General features: G+C 66.3%; 20 protein-coding genes and 1 tRNA gene. 19 read left to right on the top strand and 2 right to left on the bottom strand.

The window, feature by feature from the left end:
• Positions 1-6: 6 nt before the first annotated feature.
• From C1931_RS20445 to C1931_RS15425, 18 genes are all read left to right on the top strand, one after another.
• Positions 7-330: a DNA primase gene (locus C1931_RS20445; protein ID WP_108756974.1), complete on the top strand. Its 324-nt coding sequence runs from the start codon at positions 7-9 to the stop codon at positions 328-330.
• A 32-nt stretch (positions 331-362) separates the two neighbouring features.
• Positions 363-884, top strand: a complete 522-nt coding sequence (locus tag C1931_RS15505) for a GNAT family N-acetyltransferase (RefSeq protein WP_108756973.1) — start codon at positions 363-365, stop codon at positions 882-884.
• 78 nt (positions 885-962) lie between these two features.
• Positions 963-1,595 (top strand): cobalamin adenosyltransferase, encoded by a 633-nt coding sequence (locus C1931_RS15500; RefSeq protein WP_108753924.1) that lies wholly within the window; start codon positions 963-965, stop codon positions 1,593-1,595.
• Positions 1,596-1,804: 209 nt separating this feature from the next.
• On the top strand, positions 1,805-2,536 hold the full coding sequence (locus C1931_RS15495) for a YebC/PmpR family DNA-binding transcriptional regulator (RefSeq protein WP_108753923.1): 732 nt from the start codon (positions 1,805-1,807) through the stop codon (positions 2,534-2,536).
• A 105-nt stretch (positions 2,537-2,641) separates the two neighbouring features.
• On the top strand, positions 2,642-3,163 hold the full coding sequence (gene ruvC / locus C1931_RS15490) for a crossover junction endodeoxyribonuclease RuvC (protein ID WP_108750853.1): 522 nt from the start codon (positions 2,642-2,644) through the stop codon (positions 3,161-3,163).
• 13 nt (positions 3,164-3,176) lie between these two features.
• A complete protein-coding gene (gene ruvA, locus C1931_RS15485; protein WP_108756972.1) occupies positions 3,177-3,770 on the top strand; it encodes a Holliday junction branch migration protein RuvA in 594 nt (197 codons plus the stop codon).
• A gap of 49 nt (positions 3,771-3,819) precedes the next feature.
• Positions 3,820-5,739 (top strand): potassium transporter Kup, encoded by a 1,920-nt coding sequence (locus C1931_RS15480; protein WP_108750851.1) that lies wholly within the window; start codon positions 3,820-3,822, stop codon positions 5,737-5,739.
• A gap of 312 nt (positions 5,740-6,051) precedes the next feature.
• Positions 6,052-7,092: a Holliday junction branch migration DNA helicase RuvB gene (gene ruvB, locus C1931_RS15475; protein ID WP_108750850.1), complete on the top strand. Its 1,041-nt coding sequence runs from the start codon at positions 6,052-6,054 to the stop codon at positions 7,090-7,092.
• Complete coding sequence (gene ybgC, locus C1931_RS15470; RefSeq protein ID WP_108750849.1) at positions 7,082-7,513, top strand: tol-pal system-associated acyl-CoA thioesterase; 432 nt, start codon at positions 7,082-7,084, stop codon at positions 7,511-7,513. Before ruvB ends, ybgC begins: the two co-directional genes overlap by 11 nt.
• A gap of 10 nt (positions 7,514-7,523) precedes the next feature.
• Entirely contained in the window at positions 7,524-8,303 is a 780-nt protein-coding gene (gene tolQ / locus C1931_RS15465) for a protein TolQ (RefSeq protein WP_108750848.1), read from the top strand.
• A 24-nt stretch (positions 8,304-8,327) separates the two neighbouring features.
• On the top strand, positions 8,328-8,756 hold the full coding sequence (tolR, locus tag C1931_RS15460) for a protein TolR (RefSeq protein WP_108753920.1): 429 nt from the start codon (positions 8,328-8,330) through the stop codon (positions 8,754-8,756).
• The gene (tolA, locus tag C1931_RS15455) at positions 8,746-9,798 is read left to right on the top strand and encodes a cell envelope integrity protein TolA (RefSeq protein WP_108756971.1); all 1,053 of its coding nucleotides are present in this window, start codon (positions 8,746-8,748) and stop codon (positions 9,796-9,798) included. The genes tolR and tolA overlap by 11 nt, the downstream gene beginning before the upstream one ends.
• A 178-nt stretch (positions 9,799-9,976) precedes the next feature.
• Entirely contained in the window at positions 9,977-11,296 is a 1,320-nt protein-coding gene (gene tolB / locus C1931_RS15450) for a Tol-Pal system beta propeller repeat protein TolB (RefSeq protein WP_108753918.1), read from the top strand.
• Between the two features lie 64 nt (positions 11,297-11,360).
• Positions 11,361-11,876 carry a peptidoglycan-associated lipoprotein Pal gene (gene pal / locus C1931_RS15445; protein WP_108750844.1) on the top strand — a complete coding sequence of 172 codons (516 nt, stop codon included), beginning with the start codon at positions 11,361-11,363 and terminating at the stop codon, positions 11,874-11,876.
• 3 nt (positions 11,877-11,879) lie between these two features.
• Positions 11,880-12,707, top strand: a complete 828-nt coding sequence (ybgF, locus tag C1931_RS15440; protein ID WP_108756970.1) for a tol-pal system protein YbgF — start codon at positions 11,880-11,882, stop codon at positions 12,705-12,707.
• 179 nt (positions 12,708-12,886) lie between these two features.
• On the top strand, positions 12,887-13,588 hold the full coding sequence (queE, locus tag C1931_RS15435; RefSeq protein WP_108750842.1) for a 7-carboxy-7-deazaguanine synthase QueE: 702 nt from the start codon (positions 12,887-12,889) through the stop codon (positions 13,586-13,588).
• Between the two features lie 78 nt (positions 13,589-13,666).
• On the top strand, positions 13,667-14,332 hold the full coding sequence (queC, locus tag C1931_RS15430; RefSeq protein WP_108750841.1) for a 7-cyano-7-deazaguanine synthase QueC: 666 nt from the start codon (positions 13,667-13,669) through the stop codon (positions 14,330-14,332).
• A 160-nt stretch (positions 14,333-14,492) separates the two neighbouring features.
• A tRNA-Lys gene (locus tag C1931_RS15425) sits at positions 14,493-14,568 on the top strand.
• 46 nt (positions 14,569-14,614) lie between these two features.
• Here C1931_RS15425 and C1931_RS15420 read toward each other — a convergent pair.
• Positions 14,615-14,944, bottom strand: coding sequence for a hypothetical protein (locus C1931_RS15420; RefSeq protein WP_108756969.1), 330 nt, complete (start codon positions 14,942-14,944; stop codon positions 14,615-14,617).
• Positions 14,945-15,278: 334 nt separating this feature from the next.
• Between C1931_RS15420 and C1931_RS15415 the strand changes: the two genes are divergently transcribed.
• Positions 15,279-15,764, top strand: coding sequence for a surface-adhesin E family protein (locus tag C1931_RS15415; protein ID WP_108756968.1), 486 nt, complete (start codon positions 15,279-15,281; stop codon positions 15,762-15,764).
• A 241-nt stretch (positions 15,765-16,005) separates the two neighbouring features.
• On the opposite strand, the gene C1931_RS15410 is transcribed toward C1931_RS15415, so the two are convergent.
• On the bottom strand, positions 16,006-16,368 hold the full coding sequence (locus C1931_RS15410) for a hypothetical protein (RefSeq protein WP_108756967.1): 363 nt from the start codon (positions 16,366-16,368) through the stop codon (positions 16,006-16,008).

Here is a 16,368-nt window from a genome sequence, read left to right as displayed (position 1 = left end):
CACGCAATGACCGAGTTCGCGTTTTCGCTGGAGTGGGAAAAGCTGGGCAATGAAGGCTCCGAGGCCACTCTGGTCACCGAGCGTGCACGTGTTTTCGGTGGTTGGCTGGTCCGCGTCGGCACCAACCCGGCGGCGATGGCACTGACCTTCGTCGCCGACGGCGAAGGTCGCTGGGACGGTGAAGACTTCGGCGTCGAGGATTACGAAGACGACGAAGAGGAAGAGTTCGACGAGGACGAGGAAGAAGAAGGCGAGGACGAGGACGAAGAGGAATACGAGGAAGAGGACGAGGAAGACGAGGACGAAACCGAGTCGTCGGAACGGGCTTGACCCCGACCGTCGTCCTGGCGTCCACTCGACCCATGTATTCGATCCGCCGCGCCACCGTGGACGACGCGCCGACCCTGTCGGCGCTGGCCGCGCGCACGTTCACTGAAACCTTCGGCCATCTGTACCCGCCGCAGGACCTGCAGGCCTTCCTGGAGGAGGCCTACACGGTCGAGCGCCAGCGCATCATCCTGGCCCACCCCGACTATGCGGTGTGGCTGCTGGAACGGGACGGGGAGGCGGTCGGCCATGCCGCCGCCGGCCCCTGTGGCCTGCCGCACCCGGACGTGAAGCCCGGCGATGGCGAGCTCAAGCGCCTGTATCTGGTGAAGACCGAGCAGAGCTGTGGCTGGGGCAGCCGCCTGCTGGAAACCGCGCTGGCCTGGCTGGAGCGCGACGGCCCGCGCACGCTGTGGCTGGGCGTGTGGTCGGAAAACTTCGGCGCACAGCGCTTCTATGCCCGCTATGGCTTCCAGAAGGCCGGTGAGTACCTGTTCCCGGTCGGCCAGATCAACGATCTCGAATTCATCCTGCGCCGCGAACCGCGCCCGGCCTGAGCGCGTTCACTGGCGCTTGCCCCGCGATTTCGTTCAATCACTGCAGATTCCGCCCCGCCCAACGCCAGGCTGTCACGCATGAATCCCCCTGTTTTGCTGCTGCATGGCATCTGGAATGCCCGCGCCTGGGTCGGGCCGTTGGCCTGGCGCCTGCGCGCGCGTGGGTTCCAGGTGCACACCTTCGGTTACGCCTCGATCTTCGGCGGGCCGGACGTGGCCGTGCCGCAGTTGCTGGAACGGCTGGCCGGCACCGGCCCGCTGTCGCTGGTCGGCCACAGCCTGGGCGGGCTGGTGGCGCTGGAAGCCCTGCGCCGGCAGCCGCAGTTGCCGGTGCAGCGGGTGGTCTGCCTGGGCTCGCCGCTGCGCGGCAGTGGCACCGCGCGCTCGCTGTCCGAACACGGCTGGGGCCTGGCCCTGGGCCGCAGCAGCGAACTGCTGCTTGATGGCCTGCCAGACTGGCAGGGCAGGGCGAAGGTCGGGCTGATCGCCGGGTCGGTGCCGCATGGCCTGGGCAGCCTGCTGGGGGCCATGGGGGAAGCGTCCGACGGTACGGTGGCGCTGGACGAGACCCGCCTGCCGGGCCTGGCCGACCACTGCGTGGTGCGCACCAGCCACAGCGGCCTGGTGGTATCGCCCGATGCCGCGCGGCAGACCGCGCATTTCCTGCAGCACGGCCAGTTCGACCACAGCCGCGACGCCGCCGCCGCGTAGATTGGTGGGTGCGACCGACCGGCACGGGTGGGTGCGAACCGACCTGCCCTGGTGGGTGCGAACCGACCTGCCTTGGTGGGTGCGAACCTTGGTTCGCACGCTCTTCGCTAGGCCACACCCGGCACCCTCCATCCACCCTAGACACGGTTGCCGCCCCCGATCAGGTAGAATCCGCGCCTTGATCCTGAAGCAGCCAGACGGTAGCACCCATGGGTAGAGGCCCCTCCATCGAAGCCCGCAAGAACGCGTCCGACGCGAAGCGTGGCAAGATTTTCACCAAGATCATCCGCGAGATCGGCGTTGCCGCGCGCGGCGGTGGAGGCGACCCCAACAACAACCCGCGCCTGCGCGTGGCCATGGACAAGGGCCTGGGCGTGAACATGTCCAAGGACGTGATCGAACGCGCCATCAAGAAGGCCACCGGTGAACTGGAAGGCGTCGATTACGAGGAAATCCGCTACGAGGGCTACGCCCCCGGTGGCGTGGCCGTGATCGTCGACTGCCTGACCGACAACCGCGTGCGTACCGTGGCCGATGTGCGCCACGCGTTCAGCAAGTGCGGCGGCAACATGGGCACCGAAGGCTCGGTCGCCTTCATGTTCAAGCGCCTGGGCGTGCTCAGCTTCGCTCCGGGCGCCGACGAAGAGGCGATCACCGAGGCGGCCATCGAGGCCGGCGCCGATGACATCGTGGTCTACCCGGACGACGGTTCGATCGACGTGGTCACCAGCCCTGACGCGTTCAACGCGGTCAAGGATGCGATGGCGGCCGCCGGGCACGTGCCCGGGCACGCGGAAATCACCTTCCGCGCCGACAACGACATCAAGGTCGAAGGCGATGTGGCCCTGCAGGTGAAGAAGCTGCTGGACATGCTGGAAGACCTGGACGACGTGCAGGACGTGTATTCCAACGCCGAACTCGGCGCCGACGCCTACGCCTGAGCCGTCTTCGACGGTCTGGGCGCGGGCCGTTGAACGGTCACCGCGGACAGTCATGAGCCCATACGCCTGCCAGCGCTTCCCGTTCCACCCGGCCAGGAGTGCCGCATGACCCGCATCCTCGGCATCGACCCCGGTTCCCAGCGGACCGGGGTCGGCATCATTGATGTCGACGCCGCCGGCAAGGTCAGCCACGTGCACCACCAGCCGCTGGTGCTGCTGGGCGCCGACGATTTCCCCCAGCGCATGAAGCTGCTGGTGCTGGGCCTGGCCGATCTGTGCCGGGAGTTCCAGCCGCAGGAAGTGGCCATCGAAAAAGTGTTCATGGCGCGCAACCCGGATTCGGCGCTGAAGCTGGGCCAGGCGCGCGGCGCGGCCATTTCCGCGGTGGTGCTGCGCGACCTGCCGGTGCACGAATACGCCGCCAGCGAGATCAAGCTGGCCGTGGTTGGCCGTGGCGGCGCGGAAAAACAACAGGTCCAACACATGGTCGGGCTCATGCTGAACCTGAAAACCAAGCTGCAGGCCGACGCGGCCGACGCGTTGGCGGTAGCCATCACCCATGCCCACGTAAGGGCAACGGCCAACCGCCTGGGGCTCAGTGCCCGCCAGGCGTGGGGCCGCAAATGAGGAGCTGCACGCAATGATCGGTCGACTGCGCGGGATCGTCGCCTACAAGGCGCCGCCGTGGCTGGTGGTGGATGTGAACGGGGTGGGCTACGAGCTGGAGGCGCCGATGAGCACCTTCTACGACCTGCCCGAGCTCGGCCGCGAGGTGATCCTGTACACCCATTATTCGCAGAAGGAAGACAGCGTTTCGCTGTACGGCTTCCTGCGCGAGGGCGAGCGCCGGCTGTTCCGCGATGTGCAGAAGGTCAGCGGCATTGGCGCGAAGATCGCGCTGGCCGTGCTGTCCGGGGTCACCGTGGAAGAGTTCGCGCGCATGGTCCAGGCCGGCGACATCACCGCCTTGACCCGCATTCCGGGCATCGGCAAGAAGACCGCCGAGCGCATGGTGCTGGAGCTGCGTGACCGCGCCGCCCAGTTCGGTGCCGGCGGTGCGCTGCCCACCGGCAGCGGCCCGGCACCGGCCGATCCGCTGGCCGATGCCACCGTGGCCCTGCAGCAGCTGGGCTACAAGCCCACCGAAGCGGCCCGCATGGCGCGCGATGCCTTCACTGAAGGCGACGAAGTGGCCACGGTCATCCGCAAGGCCCTGCAATCGGCGCTGCGCTGAGCCGCGCCTTCCATTCCCTACACCACGCCTGAGCCCCGCCAGGAGCCCCATGTCCAGCAGTCAAACTCCGCACGATGCCGCCCACGGCGGCCACGGTCACGCTCCCCCGGCCGGGGGTCTGGCGCTGATCATCGGTGCGATCGGCGTGGTGTTCGGCGATATCGGCACCAGCCCGCTGTACACCCTGAAAGAGGCGTTCTCGCCGCACTACGGGCTCACCAGTGACCACGACACCGTGCTGGGCGTGCTGTCGCTGGCGTTCTGGGCACTGAACATCGTGGTCACCCTGAAGTACGTGACCATCATCATGCGTGCCGACAACGATGGCGAAGGCGGCATCATGGCGCTGATGGCGCTGACCCAGCGCACCCTGCGCAACGGGTCGCGCTCGGCCTACGTGGTGGGCATCCTCGGCATCTTCGGCGCCTCGCTGTTCTTCGGCGACGGCGTGATCACGCCGGCCATTTCCGTGCTCGGCGCGGTGGAAGGCCTGGAAGTGGCCGCGCCGGGCCTGCATGCGTTCATCGTGCCGATCACCGTGATGGTGCTGCTGGCGGTGTTCGCGGTGCAGCGCTTTGGTACCGAAAAGATCGGCAAGCTGTTCGGGCCGATCACCTCGATCTGGTTCATCTCGCTGGCGGCGATCGGCATCTACAACATCGTCGATTCGCCGGAAGTGCTGAAGGCGTTCAACCCCTGGTGGGCCATCCGCTTCTTCATGGACCACAGCTGGCACGGCATCTTCATCCTGGGCGCGGTGGTGCTGGCGGTGACCGGCGGCGAAGCGCTGTACGCAGACATGGGCCACTTCGGTGCCAAGCCCATCCGCCATGCCTGGTACTTCTTCGTGCTGCCGTGCCTGGTGCTGAACTACCTGGGGCAGGGCGCGCTGGTGCTCAACCACCCCGAAGCGGTGAAGAACCCGTTCTTCGAAGCGGTGCCGTCGTGGGCGCTGTACCCGATGATCATCCTGGCCACCATGGCCGCGGTGATCGCTTCGCAGTCGGTTATCACCGGCGCGTTCTCGGTGTCGCGCCAGGCCATGCAGCTGGGCTACATCCCGCGCATGCGCATCAAGCACACCTCGCACGACACCATCGGCCAGATCTACATTCCCGGCATCAACTGGGGCATCGCGGTGATGGTGATCGGGCTGGTGCTGGCCTTCCGCAGCTCGTCCAACCTGGCCGTGGCCTACGGCATCTCGGTGTCGGCCACCATGCTGATCGACACCCTGCTGCTGGCCCTGGTGGCGCGTTCGCTGTGGCCCAAGGCGCGCAACTGGATCCTGCCGCTGTGCGTGGTGTTCTTCATCATCGATCTGGGCTTTGTCATCGCCAACGGCGCCAAGCTGCTGCAGGGTGCGTGGTTCCCGGTGGTGCTGGGCATCTTCCTGTTCACCATGATGCGCACCTGGCGCCGCGGCCGCGAACTGCTGCGCGATGAGATCCGCAAGGACGGTATCCGCATCGACACCTTCCTGCCGGGCCTGATGCTGGCGCCGCCGGTACGCGTGCCGGGCACCGCGGTGTTCCTGACCGCCGACCCGACCGTGGCCCCGCATGCGCTCATGCACAACCTGAAGCACAACAAGGTGCTGCACGAGCGCAACGTGTTCCTGCACGTGGAAACCCTGCCCATTCCCTATGCGGTGGAAGGGCAGCGGCTGAAGATCGAATCGGTGGGCGATGAGTTCTACCGGGTCTACGTGCGCTTCGGTTTCATGGAAACCCCGGACGTACCGCTGGCGCTGATGCGCTCGTGCGACCACGGCGGCATCTACTTCGACCCGATGGACACCACCTTCTTCGCCAGCCGCGAAACCATCGTGGCCACCGCCAACCGTGGCATGCCGATCTGGCGCGACAAGCTGTTCGCGCTGATGCATCGCAACGCCGCCCCGGCCACCGGCTTCTTCCGCATTCCCGGCAACCGCCTGGTCGAACTCGGCGCGCAGGTCGAAATCTGATCGCAGGGGTCGGATCCCTTTCCGTAGGAAAGAGCTCTGACCCCATGCGTCGCGCATCCGGCAGTGGGGTCAGAGCCGTTTTCCGTTGGAAAACGGATCCGACCCCGTGTCGACCAAGGTCGACACCTACCGACAGATCTCGCCCAGGTCGAAATCCGACCCCATGCCGCCGCATCCAGATGCGGGGTCGGATCCCTTTTCCACAGGAAAAGGGCTCTGACCCCATGTTGCCGGTGTCCCGGTTCGGGGTCAGAGCCGTTTTCCGCCGGAAAACGGATCCGACCCCATGCACTTTTGCCGCATAATCAGCAGATGACCGACGACCGCATCATTGGCGCCGGCGCCACCCGCGAGGATGACGCCGCCGACGCCAGCATCCGCCCCAAGCGACTGGCCGATTACCTGGGCCAGGCGCCGGTGCGCGAGCAGATGGAAATCTACATCCAGGCCGCCAAGGCCCGTGGCGATGCGCTGGACCACGTGCTGATCTTCGGGCCCCCGGGCCTGGGCAAGACCACCCTGAGCCACGTGATCGCCAACGAACTGGGCGTGGCCCTGCGGGTCACCTCCGGCCCGGTGATCGAAAAGGCCGGCGACCTGGCCGCGCTGCTGACCAACCTGCAGCCGCACGATGTGCTGTTCATCGACGAAATCCACCGTCTTTCGCCCGTGGTGGAAGAAGTGCTGTACCCGGCGATGGAAGACTTCCAGATCGACATCATGATCGGCGAGGGCCCCGCGGCCCGCTCGATCAAGATCGACCTGCCGCCGTTCACCCTGATCGGTGCCACCACCCGCGCCGGCCTGCTGACCGCGCCGCTGCGCGACCGCTTCGGCATCGTGCAGCGCCTGGAGTTCTACAGCGTTGAGGAACTGACCCGCATCGTGCGCCGCTCGGCCGCCATCCTTGGCATCGACTGCACCGCCGACGGGGCAGGGGAGATCGCCCGCCGCGCGCGTGGCACCCCGCGTATCGCCAACCGCCTGCTGCGCCGCGTGCGCGACTACGCCCAGGTCAAGGCCGGCGGCCATATCGACGAAGCCGTGGCCCAGGCCGCCATGCAGATGCTGAAGGTCGACCCGGAAGGCTTCGACGAACTGGACCGGCGCCTGCTCAAAACCATGGTCGACTACTTCGACGGTGGCCCGGTGGGCATCGAATCGCTGGCCGCGGCGCTGTCCGAAGAGCGCGGCACGCTGGAAGACGTGGTTGAACCCTACCTGATCCAGCAGGGCTTCCTGGTGCGCACCGCGCGCGGCCGCATGGCCACCCACAAGGCGTACCGGCACATGGGGCTGAAGCCGAAAAACCCGCCGCAGGACCTGTTCGCGGAGGTTCCCGATGTCGGTTGAACCGCGATTCAGTTGGCCGACACGCATTTACTGGGAAGATACGGACGCTGGTGGGGTGGTCTACCACGCCCGCTACGTGGCCTTCATGGAACGGGCCCGGACCGAATGGATGCGCGCACTGGGCTACGGCCAGGAGCGCATGCGTGCCGAACACGGGCTGGTCTTTGCGGTGCGTTCGATGCAGATGGACTTCCTCAAGCCGGCCCGGCTGGATGATGCCCTGCAGGTGAGCGCCACCCTGGTCCAGCTGAAGAAGGCCAGCATGGTCTTCGACCAGCAGGTCCTGCGCGAGGGCCAGCTGCTGCTGTCCGCGCAGGTCCGCATTGCCGCACTGGACGCGGCCAGTTTCCGCCCGCGTGGCATGGACGATGCCGTCCTGGCCGCGCTGCACCCCCACCTCCACCCTGAATCCGAACACTGAGGAACAACGGATGATCGCAACGCTCCTGGCCCTGCAGGCCACGGTCACCGAGGCACTGCCGGCAGACGTCAGCAACGCCGCGACCCAGACCCTTGCCCAGGCCACCACCGGCGGCGGCATCAACTACCTCGAACTGATGGCCAAGGCCAGCCTGCCGGTGAAGATCATCGTGCTGCTGCTGCTGATCGGTTCGTTCGTCAGCTGGGTCATCATTTTCCGCAAGGCCCGCGTGTTCAAGCAGGCCACCCGCGAGGCGGACGAGTTCGAGAACCGCTTCTGGTCCGGCGCCGACCTGGGCAAGCTGTACAGCTCGGCCACCGACCGCAGCCGCAATGTGGGCGGCCTGGAAGCCATCTTCGAAGCCGGTTTCCGCGAATACACCCGCCTGCGCGACAAGCGCCGCCTGGATGGCCGCGCGCAGCTGGAAGGCGCCCAGCGCGCCATGCGCACCACCTACACCCGCGAAGTGGACCAGCTGGAACGCAACCTGGAACTGCTGGCCAACATCGGCTCCACCGCCCCGTACGTGGGCCTGGTCGGCACCGTGTTCGGCATCATGGTGACCATGCACGACATGATCAGCAGCGGCGCCCAGGCCGGTATCGCCTCGGTGGCCCCGGGTATTTCCGAAGCGCTGTTCGCCACCGCCATCGGCCTGTTCGTGGCCATTCCGGCGGTGTGGGCCTACAACCGCTTCACCACCCGCGTTGAGCGCATGTCGGTGCGGTTCGAGACCTTCGCCGAGGAGTTCAGCTCCATCCTGCAGCGCCAGAGCGCTGGCGACGAGTAAGCGCCTGACCCGGGAGTCCAAGCCATGTCCGCTGCCATCGGTCGCCGCAAGCGCCGCAAGCTGAAATCGGAAATCAACGTCGTTCCCTATATCGACGTCATGCTGGTGCTGCTGATCATCTTCATGGTCACCGCGCCGCTGCTCACCCTCAGTTTCGATGTCGATCTGCCCACCTCCAACGCCAAGGCGCTGGAAAGCAAGCAGGACCCGGTCATCGTGTCGGTGCGCCAGGACGGCCAGCTGAGCCTGAAGCTGCCCGACGCCAAGGAACCGACCGCCGTCACCGCCGAGGAACTGGAAGGCCGCCTGTCCGGCATTGCCGCGCAGGACAAGGACGTGCGCGTGATCGTGGCCGCCGACCGTGCCGTGGCCTATGAAAAGGTCATCGCCGCGATGGACGTGATCAAGCGTTCGAAAGTGGACAAGGTAGGCCTGGCCACCGATGCACGCTGACGCCCTGCCACCGCCGCACAAGCAGGAACCGGGCTGGGGCTTGCCCCTGGTCCTGGCCGTGCTGGTGCACCTGCTGGTCGCGCTGGTCTTCATCGGCGCCTGGCTGTGGTCGCCCCAGCGCAACACTGAAGCGGCCGCCGGCGATCCGTCGGTCGAGGCCAGCCTGGCCGTGTCGTCGTCAGAAGCCGCCGCCGCCCGCCAGGCCCTGCGCCAGTCGGAAAAGCTGGAAGAGCTGCCCGAGCCGGTGGCCGAGCCCATTCCGGTGCCCGAAGACACCATTCCGCCGCCGCAGCCGATCGAGGAACCACGCCCGCAGGACGCGCCCACGCCGCAGCAGCAACAGGCGCAGGAACGCGTGGCCCAGCCCGATACGCAGGACCAGGAAGCGGTCAATGCCCTGGCCATTTCGCAGGAAAAGGCCAAGCAGGAACAGGAAGCCAAGCGCCGCCAGGAACAGATCGACCTGACCGAGCGCAAGCGCCAGGAAGAGGCCGAGCAGAAGGCACGCCTGGCCAAGCAGCAGGAAGAGGACGCCAAGAAGAAGATTGCCGAGCAGCAGCGCGTGGCGGCCGACAAGGCCGAAGCGGACCGGCAGAAGAAGATCGCCGAGATCCGCGCCAAGCGTGAGCAGGCCGAAAAGGAAGCCAAGCTGGCCGAGCAGAAGCTTCGCCAGGTGGCCGCCGCACGCAACGCCGCCGGCAGCGCCAACGCCGGCAGCACTGGCCAGACGCAGCCGGCCGGTGGCGGTGGTGGCACCAGCGATGATCTGTCGGCCAAGTACGCCGCCGCGCTGGTGAACAAGATCCGCGGTTCGTGGACCCGTCCCGACAGCGTGCCGCTGGGGCAGAAGTGCCAGATCACCATCACCCAGATTCCGGGTGGGCAGGTGCTGCAGGCCAAGGTGGGTGCCAACTGCCCCTATGACGAGGCCGGCAAGCGCTCGATCGAGGCCGCCGTGCTCAACGCCCAGCCGCTGCCGTACCGCGGCTTCGAACAGGTGTTCGCGCGCACGCTCAACCTGACCTTCACCCCGCAGGACTAAGCCCCGGGTGTGCACAGATGCCCTCGTCCGCCGCATCGGGCGGGGGCGCCAGGTCAACGCCGCGTGATGGCGTGGGCTGGCACTGACCCGGAATTCACGTACCCTTGGTTCATGATTGCGAAGCGGTTCACTCGCCGTTTGCTATCCCTCGTACCGGTTTCCCCTCATTGAGCGCTCCATGAAGAAGATGCCTCGCTGGCTTGCCGTGTTTGCGGCCCTGTTGCTGCCCTTCGCTGCCTTCGCGCAGCAGAGGAGCCTTGACCTTGAAATCATCGGCGGCAATGCCTCCGCGCTGCCGATCACCATCGTGCCCATGCCTTACCAGGGTTCGGCCGGTGCCCCGCAGACCGACGTGGCCGGCGTGGTCCGCGCCGATCTGGAGCGTTCGGGCCAGTTCCGCACGCTGCCCGAAGCGCAGATCGTGGAAAAGCCCACCCGTGGCGGTGACATCCAGTTCGCCACCTGGCGCGCGCTGAAGCAGAACTACATCGTGGTCGGCCGGGTGATGGACGCCGGTGCCGGCGCCTACCGCGTGGAATACGAACTGTTCGACGTGCCCAAGGGCGAGCGCCTGCTGGGCCTGGCCATGACCGCCCGTGGCAACGCCATGCGCGATGTGGCCCACCAGATGGCCGATGCCATCTATGAAAAGATCACCGGTGTACGCGGCGCCTTCTGGACCCGCATCGCCTACATCACCGCCAGCGGCAAGGGCGACGCCATGCGCTATGCGCTGATGGTGGCCGATTCGGATGGCTACAACCCGCAGACCATCGTGCGTTCGGCCGAGCCGCTGCTGTCGCCCTCGTGGAGCCCGGACGGCGGCAAGCTGGCCTACGTCAGCTTCGAGCGTGGCAATTCGGCCATCTACATCCAGAACATTTCCACCGGCGCGCGCGAGCTGGTCACCAGCTTCCGTGGCATCAACAGCGCCCCGGCGTTCTCGCCGGACGGCCGCAAGCTGGCCCTGACCCTGTCGCGTTCGGGTAATCCGGAAATCTACGTGATGGACCTGGGCAGCAAGCAGCTGACCCAGCTGACCAACCACTTCGCCATCGATACCGAGCCGACCTGGGCCGCCGATGGCAGCGCGGTGTACTTCACCTCCGACCGTGGCGGTCGCCCGCAGGTCTACAAGGTCGGTGCCGGCGGCGGCAGCGCCGAGCGCGTCACCTTCCAGGGCAACTACAACGCCAAGCCCTCGGTGTCCTACGACGGCAAGAAGATCGTGGTGGCGCAGGGTTCGGGCAACAGCTACAAGATCGCCATGATGGACAGCTCGCTGGGCTCGCCGCGCTGGAGCACCCTGTCCCCGGGCTCGCTGGACGAATCGCCCAGCTTCGCCCCGAACGCCAGCATGGTGTTGTACGCCGCCCGCGAGGGTGGCCGTGGTGTGCTGTACGCCGTTTCGGCCGATGCACGGGTGCGCCAGCGCCTGGTCCTGGCTGACGGTGATGTGCGCGAACCGGCATGGTCCCCCTACCGTACCCAGCGCTAAAAGAGTGTTAATATTTCCGCTGTTTTGAACCCCTCATCGGCCTAGGAGCCACAAAGGTATTGCCATGAACAAGACCACCCGCGTTCTGCTTGTTTCCCTGCTGTCTGTGGCCGTCCTGGCCGGTTGCTCGAAGAAGGTGAAGGAAGAGCCGGCAGCCCCGGTCGACACCGGTTCGACCACCCAGCCGACCGGCCCGGCTACCTCCGGCCTGTACGGCCCGGGCGACCTGGACACCGATGCTTGCCTGCGCCAGCGCGTTGTCTACTTCGACCTGGACAAGGAAGACGTGAAGCCGGAATTCCAGGCCATCATGGCTTGCCACGCCAAGTACCTGCGTGACCGTCCGTCCTCGCGCATCACCCTGCAGGGCCACACCGACGAGCGCGGTTCGCGCGCGTACAACCAGGCCCTGGGCGAGCGTCGTGGCAACGGCGTGAACTCGGCCCTGCAGGCCAACGGTGGCTCGGCTTCGCAGCTGACCGTCGTGTCCTACGGTGAAGAGCGTCCGGTCTGCACCGAGTCGAACGAGTCCTGCTGGTCGCAGAACCGTCGCGTCGAAATCGTCTACACCGCGCAGTAATCCATGCGCATCGGCATCAAACTGATGCTGGTCGTTGCGGCAGCCCTCGTGGCTGCCGCACCGGCGCAGGCACAGCGACAGAGCCTGGCAGATCGTGTCGGCGCGCTCGAGCAGCAGATGTACAACAACAGTGCCAACCAGGACCTGTTGAACCAGATCAATCAGCTGCGCCAGCAGGTCACCAGCCTGCAGGCTTCCATCGAGCAACTGCAGCACGACAACGCCCAGCTGAAGCAGTCCGCCCAGGACCAGTACCTGGATCTGGACAGCCGCCTGAACCGGTTGGAAGGGGGCTCTGCCGCCCCGGCCCTGCCGCCCGTTCCGGCTGGTGCTTCCACCGCGCCCAAGGCCCCCGCGGCCCCGGCCAAGCCCACTGCAGCGGCCACTTCCGAGCGGCCGCCTTCGGTGCATGGCGATCCGGGCAGCCTGGCCGCCACCGGCGATGAACGTACCGCCTACAACGTCGCTTTCGATGCGTTGAAGGCCGGCAAGTACGACGATTCGGCGCAGCTGTTCCTCAGCTTCCTCGAGCTGTACCCCAATGGCGTCTACGCCCCCAATGCCTTGTATTGGCTGGGCGAAAGCTATTACGCCACCCGCAATTTCCCGATGGCCGAGTCCCAGTTCCGCGAACTGCTCTCGCGCTATCCCACCCACGACAAGGCGTCTGGCGGCCTGCTGAAGGTCGGCCTCTCGCAGTATGGCGAGGGCAAGGTTGACCAGGCCCAGCAGACCCTGGAAACCGTCGTGGCGCAGTACCCGGGTTCGGATGCCGCGCGCACCGCCCAGGACCGCCTGCAGTCCATCCGCCTGGGCCAGCAGATCCGCTGAGCCGGCGTACAATACGGGTCCCCTAGCGCCGAGCCCAGCTCGGCTGCTGTCGTTTCCGGCACGCTCGACCCGCCGCGATACGGTAGCGCCGGGCCATGCCCGGCGACCTTCTTTCTGTAGAGCCGAGCCATGCCCGGCTGCGTTCCCCACCGCCACGTGTCCCCCAAGAAGTTCCTGCCATGACCGCCGTCCCCCTGTCCGCCGCCGTCGCCACGCCCAGCGAGATCGTGCAGTCACCCTTGCCCCGGCTGAAGATCACCGAGATCTTCACCTCGCTGCAGGGTGAAGCCGATACCGCCGGTTGGCCGACCGTGTTCGTGCGCCTGACCGGCTGCCCGCTGCGCTGCCAGTACTGCGACACGGCCTACGCCTTCCACGGCGGCACCTGGTGGGATATCGACGACATCGTGGCCGAGGTGCTGGCCCAGGGCGTGCACCACGTCTGCGTGACCGGCGGCGAGCCGCTGGCGCAGAAGCGCTGCCTGATCCTGCTGGAAAAACTCTGCGACGCCGGCCTGGACGTCTCGCTGGAAACCTCCGGCGCGCTGGATGTGAGCGCGGTCGATCCGCGCGTGTCCCGCGTGGTCGACATCAAGACCCCCGGTTCGGCCGAAGTGGCGCGCAACCGCTGGGAAAACCTTCCGCTGCTGACCCGCCGCGACCAGATCAAGTTCGTCATCTGCAGCCGCGAAGATTACGACTGGGCCAAGGGCCTGCTGGCCGAGCACGATCTTGTGAAGCGCTGCACCGTGTTCTTCTCGCCCAGCAAGGGCGAGATCACCGCCCGCCAACTGGCCGACTGGATCGTGGAAGACCGCCTGCCGGTGCGCTTCCAGATGCAGTTGCATAAAATCCTGTGGAACGACGAACCGGGCCGATGAGCCCGGGCGTGGTGCCCTGATGTAGTTCCGGCGCGGGACAGCGTGCTGGCTTTCCCCTCCCAACCGGAAGATTTCCCCATGAAGAAGGCAGTCGTGCTTCTCTCCGGCGGCATGGATTCAGCCGCCGTCATCGCCATGGCCCAGGAACAGGGCTTCGCCGTACACGCCCTGAGCGTGCGCTACGGCCAGCGCCATACCTCTGAACTGGACGCCGCCGCACGCGTGGCCAAGGCCATGGGCGTGGTCGCGCACAAGACCGTGGACGTGGACCTGCGCAGCATCGGCGGTTCGGCACTGACCGACGATATCGACGTGCCCGAAGCGGGCGGCGAGGGCATCCCGGTCACCTACGTGCCGGCACGCAACACCATCATGCTGTCGCTGGCCCTGGGCTGGGCCGAAGTGCTGGGCGCCAACGACCTGTTCTGTGGCGTGAACGCCGTGGACTACTCGGGCTACCCGGACTGCCGGCCTGAGTTCATCGCCGCCTTCCAGGCGCTGGCCAACCTGGCCACCAAGGCCGGCGTGGAAGGCGCGGGCATCCGCGTGCACGCACCGCTGCAGTTCCTCAGCAAGGCGCAGATCGTGAGCGAAGGCGTGCGCCTGGGCGTGGATTTCGGCCTGACCGTGTCCTGCTACAACGCCGATGCCAACGGCGCCGCCTGCGGCCACTGCGATGCCTGCCGCCTGCGCGCCCAAGGCTTCGCCGACGCCGGCGTAGCCGACCCGACCCTCTACGCCTGACCGGCTTGCTTTGGTAGGTGCGAACCTTGGTTCGCACTGCTCTGGTGGGGGCGACCACCCGAATGGTGGGTGCGAACCGTTGGTTCGCACGCTTTTGCCTTCCCACCAAGCCATCAAAGTAGGGTAAAATGCCGACCCCGCCGAAAGGTTGGGCATGCATGGGCCGTTAGCTCAGTCGGTAGAGCAGAAGACTTTTAATCTTTTGGTCGATGGTTCGAATCCATCACGGCCCACCAATGCAGCAATGACTAAGGCGCCCGATGGGCGCCTTTTTCATTTCGCCTAATTCGCCTCAGCGCGCTTGGCCCGCGCGGCCTCGCGCTCCGCCGCCGCATGAGCGGCCACGTCGGCCGCCCTGGCCGCAGCTTCCGCTGCGCGCTGGACAGCCATGCGATCCGCATCGAACTGCACTTGGCGCTGCGCAGCCTGGCGACGCTCCAGTTCCAGCGAAGCCGCGAAGCTCTCCGGGTGCTTGGCGGCGCAGGCCTGCTGCACCAGATTCACCGCGCGATCGGACAGGCCGGGCTGGATGTTGCCGAGCAGGCAGTCGGCGTAGGGCGCGGAAGGGGACGAAGCAGCGGCCAGCGCGGCCATGATCAAGACATTCAACATGTGTACCTCCTTGTAGGGTGCAGATAGAGCGCGTTACGGCCCGGCCGAAGTATGGCCCGCTTTGCGGCGCATGCGGCTACGTCGGCTGGATCTCCGCACACACCTTCTCCGCCAACCCGCGCTCTGAGTCATTTCCGTCGAACGGTTCAAAGATGCGCAGCCCAGATGCCATGCGTGCGTTGACCTGCTTCTGCGCAGATTGATCACGCTGCGCCGCGCCGCGCCGCGCCGCGCCGCGAAGTCGATAGGCAGCCTATTCAGGCAAGAGTGGAAATCGAAGCTTGATCGAACGGCATACTTGCCCCCCCATGTCGTAGCAAGGAGCAGAAATTACATGACGTTTGTTGAATTGAAACGCGTTGGCGCCCTTCTTCTCGCCACTGTGGCCCTGGGCAGTACGTCGGTCCAGGCAGCCGAAAAAGCGGGCACAGCACAGGGGAATGCAGGCACGCAGGCATCAGCCAGGGCAGACGGAGTCAAATCACCCGAGCGCTGGTATTACCTGGGCAGCAGTGCGTCATCCAAGACCTATATCGACAGGCAGCAGAAGCTGCAACGTGAGGGTGACACCGTTACGCTGTCGATCCGCCAGGTGCTTGATGACGTACCCGACGATCTCAAGGTTCACCCCCGGACCCGATACATGGATGTTCGATCACGCTATGACTGCAAGAAGCACACCGTGGCCCATCTCTCGAGTCTGGAACTCAGCGCAGACAACGAGTATCTCGGGGGCGAGCCCAGGCCGCTCGATCCTGTGCCGGTGCATCCGGGCACACTGAATGCTGCGGTATTGGACGTCGCCTGCTCGGCGGGTTGAGCCCGCGCCAGGCTTCAGCGTTGCGCGGCAATCCGCCGCGCAACGCCGCTCAAGATCAGTTCAAGGCCCGCCATGATGTCCGCACGGTCATCGTGGCACAGACCCATCCGGCCTGGTAGATCACCGGTGTGGCGCGGCCCTTTTTCGCGTCTGCACCCTTCCATTGCCTCGCATTCTGGCGAGCCGCACATGTGGCCTTCGATCTCCGTGAGGGCTCCAAGGTTGCGCCGAGACGCGAGCACTACGCGGGCGGCCGGATCTCCCCACACACCTTCTCCGCCAAGCCACGCAGGGCCAGGAACAAGCCGTCCACCACACCTTCATCCATGTGCTGCGCAGGTGTACCGGTCAGCCGACAGCGCTCGGCGGCATGCAGTACTTCGGCGACGGTCAGCAGCCCAACGGCGGCACGTTCTGTCCGCGCCAGCGCCTGCTGCCGACCGGGTGGCAAGCCAGCTTCCGGCCACGGCTGCCCATCTGCGGCATCGCCACGGCGAATGCCCTTCAGGCATCCCCAGACGGTGCTGAGTTCGGGGGTGGGGTTGTCGTCGTCATTCACGCTGTCGTGGTGGGCGTACAGCGGATGCGGCGGCGGTAGGGTCAT

This window comes from Stenotrophomonas sp. YAU14A_MKIMI4_1 (genome assembly GCF_003086855.1).
Lineage (GTDB): Bacteria > Pseudomonadota > Gammaproteobacteria > Xanthomonadales > Xanthomonadaceae > Stenotrophomonas.
This window is presented reverse-complemented; position numbering and strand designations above follow the sequence as displayed.

Bases quoted from the DNA above. Each gene is read 5' to 3' on its own strand.
- C1931_RS15410 (WP_108756967.1), bottom strand. From the start codon at position 16,368: ATGACCCTACCGCCGCCGCATCCGCTGTACGCCCACCACGACAGCGTG.
- ruvB (WP_108750850.1), top strand. From the start codon at position 6,052: ATGACCGACGACCGCATCATTGGCGCCGGCGCCACCCGCGAGGATGAC.
- pal (WP_108750844.1), top strand. From the start codon at position 11,361: ATGAACAAGACCACCCGCGTTCTGCTTGTTTCCCTGCTGTCTGTGGCC.
- tolB (WP_108753918.1), top strand. From the start codon at position 9,977: ATGAAGAAGATGCCTCGCTGGCTTGCCGTGTTTGCGGCCCTGTTGCTG.
- C1931_RS15480 (WP_108750851.1), top strand. From the start codon at position 3,820: ATGTCCAGCAGTCAAACTCCGCACGATGCCGCCCACGGCGGCCACGGT.
- ruvC (WP_108750853.1), top strand. From the start codon at position 2,642: ATGACCCGCATCCTCGGCATCGACCCCGGTTCCCAGCGGACCGGGGTC.
- C1931_RS15505 (WP_108756973.1), top strand. From the start codon at position 363: ATGTATTCGATCCGCCGCGCCACCGTGGACGACGCGCCGACCCTGTCG.
- tolA (WP_108756971.1), top strand. From the start codon at position 8,746: ATGCACGCTGACGCCCTGCCACCGCCGCACAAGCAGGAACCGGGCTGG.
- queE (WP_108750842.1), top strand. From the start codon at position 12,887: ATGACCGCCGTCCCCCTGTCCGCCGCCGTCGCCACGCCCAGCGAGATC.
- ybgC (WP_108750849.1), top strand. From the start codon at position 7,082: ATGTCGGTTGAACCGCGATTCAGTTGGCCGACACGCATTTACTGGGAA.
- C1931_RS20445 (WP_108756974.1), top strand. From the start codon at position 7: ATGACCGAGTTCGCGTTTTCGCTGGAGTGGGAAAAGCTGGGCAATGAA.
- queC (WP_108750841.1), top strand. From the start codon at position 13,667: ATGAAGAAGGCAGTCGTGCTTCTCTCCGGCGGCATGGATTCAGCCGCC.
- C1931_RS15495 (WP_108753923.1), top strand. From the start codon at position 1,805: ATGGGTAGAGGCCCCTCCATCGAAGCCCGCAAGAACGCGTCCGACGCG.
- ybgF (WP_108756970.1), top strand. From the start codon at position 11,880: ATGCGCATCGGCATCAAACTGATGCTGGTCGTTGCGGCAGCCCTCGTG.
- tolQ (WP_108750848.1), top strand. From the start codon at position 7,524: ATGATCGCAACGCTCCTGGCCCTGCAGGCCACGGTCACCGAGGCACTG.
- tolR (WP_108753920.1), top strand. From the start codon at position 8,328: ATGTCCGCTGCCATCGGTCGCCGCAAGCGCCGCAAGCTGAAATCGGAA.
- C1931_RS15500 (WP_108753924.1), top strand. From the start codon at position 963: ATGAATCCCCCTGTTTTGCTGCTGCATGGCATCTGGAATGCCCGCGCC.
- ruvA (WP_108756972.1), top strand. From the start codon at position 3,177: ATGATCGGTCGACTGCGCGGGATCGTCGCCTACAAGGCGCCGCCGTGG.
- C1931_RS15415 (WP_108756968.1), top strand. From the start codon at position 15,279: ATGACGTTTGTTGAATTGAAACGCGTTGGCGCCCTTCTTCTCGCCACT.
- C1931_RS15420 (WP_108756969.1), bottom strand. From the start codon at position 14,944: ATGTTGAATGTCTTGATCATGGCCGCGCTGGCCGCTGCTTCGTCCCCT.